Annotated in this window: 2 protein-coding genes and 2 pseudogenes; all 4 read left to right on the top strand. The window is 70.7% G+C overall.

What is annotated here, in order from left to right:
- Positions 1–1,050: pseudogene (locus CR470_RS36150) on the top strand (tetratricopeptide repeat protein); the annotation flags it as partial.
- A gap of 143 nt (positions 1,051–1,193) precedes the next feature.
- Positions 1,194–2,309, top strand: a complete 1,116-nt coding sequence (ald, locus tag CR470_RS36155; protein WP_097871840.1) for an alanine dehydrogenase — start codon at positions 1,194–1,196, stop codon at positions 2,307–2,309.
- Positions 2,310–2,676: 367 nt separating this feature from the next.
- Positions 2,677–3,795 (top strand): ParA family protein, encoded by a 1,119-nt coding sequence (locus CR470_RS36160; RefSeq protein ID WP_097871837.1) that lies wholly within the window; start codon positions 2,677–2,679, stop codon positions 3,793–3,795.
- Positions 3,792–4,042 (top strand): annotated as a pseudogene (locus CR470_RS36165) (hypothetical protein); the annotation flags it as partial. The gene CR470_RS36160 and the pseudogene CR470_RS36165, both read left to right, overlap by 4 nt.

Consider the following 4,042-nt stretch of genomic DNA (forward strand, 5'->3'; position numbering starts at 1 on the left):
GACCGTGCGCCGGCTCCAGTCCTGCCGGGCGGTCACCGAGCCGGAGGGCTCCGCCGCCCGCCGCAAGCTCGCCGGCCTGCCCCGCTCGCTGCGCTTCCCGAACGCGGACGAGGCGGGCGCGTGGCTGCGGGTCCGCCAGCCCGCCCTGCTCGCCTCGGCCCGCCTCGCCGTGGCGGATGGCGAGCTCGACACCCTGGCGCGGCGGCTGGTGGCGGCCCTGGTGCGGGCGCTGGCCGCGCACCGGGGGACGGAGGAGGCCGCCCCCGAGCTGTACGGGCTGCACGGTCTGGTGCTGGACGTGGCGCTGCGCCGGGAGCTGCCCCGTGAGCAGGCGGCCGCACTGCTCAATCTCGCGGATCTGGACGCCCGCACCGGACGCACCCGGGACGCGCTGACCCGCTACCGGGCCGCGCTGGACGCGGGAAAGGCGGCGAGGGACCTGTACGCCACCGGACGCGCGATGGAATCCGTGGGCGGCGCGTACGAGGAGCTGGGGGACTACCACCGGGCCGCCGACTGGTACGGCCGGGCGCTCTCCCAGCGCCTGACCCAGGGGGAGCGCGCCGACGAGGCCCGGCTGTACGGGCGGCTCGGGGCGGTCCACACGTATGCCGGGCGCTACGGCGAGGCGCTGCGGAACTGGCGCTGTCTCTTATACACATCTAGATGTGTATAAGAGACAGGCTCGGGGCGGTCCACACGTATGCCGGGCGCTACGGCGAGGCGCTGCGGAACTGGCGCGCCGCCGCGGCCGGCCGGCGCAGGCTCGGAGATCCGGCGGGCCAGGCGCGGGCGCTGAGTGAGGCGGCCCGGGTCCAGGAGTACGCGGGCCGGCCGCACGATTGCCTCCAGACCTGCCGGGAGGCCGTCGACCTGGCCCGGCGCGCCGGTGACGTGCGGCTTCAGGCGGCGCTCCAGCTGCGGCTGGCCGACACGCTGGACCGGCTCGGGGACCCCGCGGCGGCCCGGCTGCACCGGGGTGCGGCCGACAGATTGCTGGGCGAGGAGCCCTCTGCCTACGAAATCCGCAGTGCTTCGACAGAAAATTGAGGCTTTGTAAGGCTAGACAGCACGAAGTCCTTCATTAGACTGGCTCTGCCGCGTTCCTTCGTGGCGTCTCCATTTATGCTGTAAATGTCCGGGTGTGCACCGTCCTGCCCGGATAACCCTCCGAGCCAAGGACCGTGATCGACGTGAAGGTCGGCATCCCCCGCGAAGTCAAGAACAACGAGTTCCGGGTGGCGATCACCCCCGCCGGAGTGCATGAGCTCGTCCGCCACGGCCACCAGGTCGTCATCGAGCAGGACGCCGGCGTGGGCTCGTCCATCACGGACCAGGAGTTCGTCGCCGCCGGCGCGCAGATCCTGCCCACCGCCGACGAGGTCTGGGCCGCCGCCGACCTGCTGCTGAAGGTCAAGGAGCCGGTCGCCGAGGAGTACCACCGCCTCCGCAAGGACCAGACCCTCTTCACGTACCTGCACCTCGCCGCCTCCCGTGAGTGCACCGACGCGCTGCTGGCCTCCGGCACCACCGCCATCGCCTACGAGACGGTCGAGACCGCGAACCGCGCCCTCCCGCTGCTCGCCCCGATGTCCGAGGTCGCGGGCCGTCTCGCCCCGCAGGTCGGCGCGTACCACCTGATGCGCTCCGTCGGTGGCCGCGGCGTGCTGCCCGGTGGCGTCCCCGGCACCGCGGCGGGCAGGGCCGTCGTCATCGGCGGAGGCGTCTCCGGCTGGAACGCCACGCAGATCGCCGTGGGCCTCGGCTTCCACGTCACGCTGCTCGACCGTGACATCAACAAGCTGCGCGAGGCCGACAAGATCTTCGGCACCAAGGTGCAGACCGTCGTCTCCAACGCCTTCGAACTGGAGAAGGCCGTCGTCGAGGCCGACCTCGTCATCGGCGCCGTGCTGATCCCCGGAGCCAAGGCCCCGAAGCTGGTCACCAACGAGCTCGTCGCCAAGATGAAGCCCGGAAGTGTACTTGTCGACATTGCAATCGACCAGGGTGGCTGCTTCGAGGACTCGCGTCCGACGACCCACGCCGAGCCGGCGTTCCAGGTGCACGACTCGGTCTTCTACTGCGTCGCCAACATGCCCGGCGCGGTGCCCCACACCTCCACCTACGCGCTCACCAACGCGACGCTGCCCTACATCGTGGAGCTCGCGAACCGCGGCTGGGCCGACGCCCTGCGCCGCGACGCCGCTCTCGCCAAGGGTCTCAACACCCATGAGGGCCAGGTGGTTTACCGCGAGGTGGCCGAGGCGCACGGTCTCCCGCACGTCGAGCTGAGCACGCTCCTCGGCTGACGGGTCAATCCGCTCCGTCAACATCGCACGTCCGGCCGGACCTTGCCGAGCAAGGTCCGGCCGACGTGTATCGGGCCCTGTGGGGCCCTTGCGCAACTCGCGCCGAACGTAGCCCTTTACCCGTTTCGTGCAGCGGTGAAATGTGCGGCTTGGTCGCTGTGCACCCTTGACAGCGAGGCGTTCGATTGCCGACACATCGGGCCGGGTCCGGCGGATTGTGTTGCTGCGAACCGGTGACACGCCATAGAGTCGCCAATCGTCGGCATGGTGCCACGCTGACCTATCGATAAGTTTCCTGGTCACGTCCAAGGAGGTAAGACGACTTGTGAATGAGTCGACAATTACTCCCGGGGGTGGTCAACCAGGGATGCCTGCACGGGGTCTGAGCCCGATCGGGCTCGAAGCTGTCGGCTCCGTCGCTGTCCGCACCTTCGCCACCCAACAGCACATGACGACAGCCCCCCAGATGATGGACGGCCTACACGTGAACGCCACGGCCGGCAACGAGAGCAGCCGGGACACCGACCGCTTCGCCGACTTCGCCGAGGTGCCCGAGGGGCACTTCTACGACCCCGACGCCGAGTACGAGCCCGATCCGGAGTACGCGGCCACCCTCGCGCCCGACGCCGCGCGTCAGCGCCGCGAGCGCATCGGCCCGACCGGACGGCCCCTGCCGTACTTCCCGATCCCGGGCCCCCTGACCGACCACGGCCCCGCGAAGATCATCGCGATGTGCAACCAGAAGGGCGGCGTCGGCAAGACCACGTCGACCATCAACCTGGGCGCCGCGCTCGCGGAGTACGGACGCCGGGTCCTGCTCGTCGACTTCGACCCGCAGGGCGCCCTCTCCGTCGGCCTCGGGGTCAACCCGATGGAGCTCGACCTCACCGTCTACAACCTGCTCATGGAGCGGGGCATGGCGGCCGACGACGTCCTGCTCAAAACCGCGGTCCCCAACATGGACCTGCTGCCGAGCAACATCGACCTCTCCGCGGCCGAGGTGCAGCTCGTCAGCGAGGTGGCCCGCGAGTCCACGCTGCAGCGCGCCCTGAAGCCGCTGATGGCCGACTACGACTACATCGTGATCGACTGCCAGCCCTCGCTCGGCCTGCTCACCGTGAACGCCCTGACGGCAGCTCACAAGGTCATAGTGCCGCTCGAATGCGAGTTCTTCGCGCTGCGCGGGGTGGCGCTGCTCACCGAGACCATCGAGAAGGTCCAGGAACGGCTCAACCCGGAGCTGGAGCTCGACGGCATCCTCGCCACCATGTACGACTCCCGCACGGTGCACAGCCGCGAGGTCCTGGCGCGCGTCGTCGAGGCCTTCGACGAGCACGTCTACCACACGGTCATCGGGCGCACGGTGCGCTTCCCGGAGACCACGGTCGCCGGTGAGCCCATCACCACCTACGCCTCCAACTCGGTCGGCGCAGCCGCCTATCGCCAGCTCGCCAGGGAGGTGCTCGCCCGGTGTCACGTCGAGTGAGTCTGCCGGGGGCCGACGAGCTGTTCCGTACCACCGGAGGCGGGATGGGCCTCCAGGCGTCCTCCCCGGCGGAGCGGCGGCGCAAGGCGAACGGCGAGCCGCGGGTGCCCGCGCCCGCCGGGGAGAGCGACCCCACCGGCCAGGCCCCGCCCGCCGACCGTGAGGAGCACACCGCGGCCGCCGCCGACGGCGGCGACGCGCGCGGCCGCGGCGAGGGCGAGCGTCCCCCGTCCGCCAAGGCCGCGTC

The sequence above is a fragment of the Streptomyces sp. rh34 genome (genome assembly GCF_002551245.1).
Classification (GTDB): domain Bacteria; phylum Actinomycetota; class Actinomycetes; order Streptomycetales; family Streptomycetaceae; genus Streptomyces.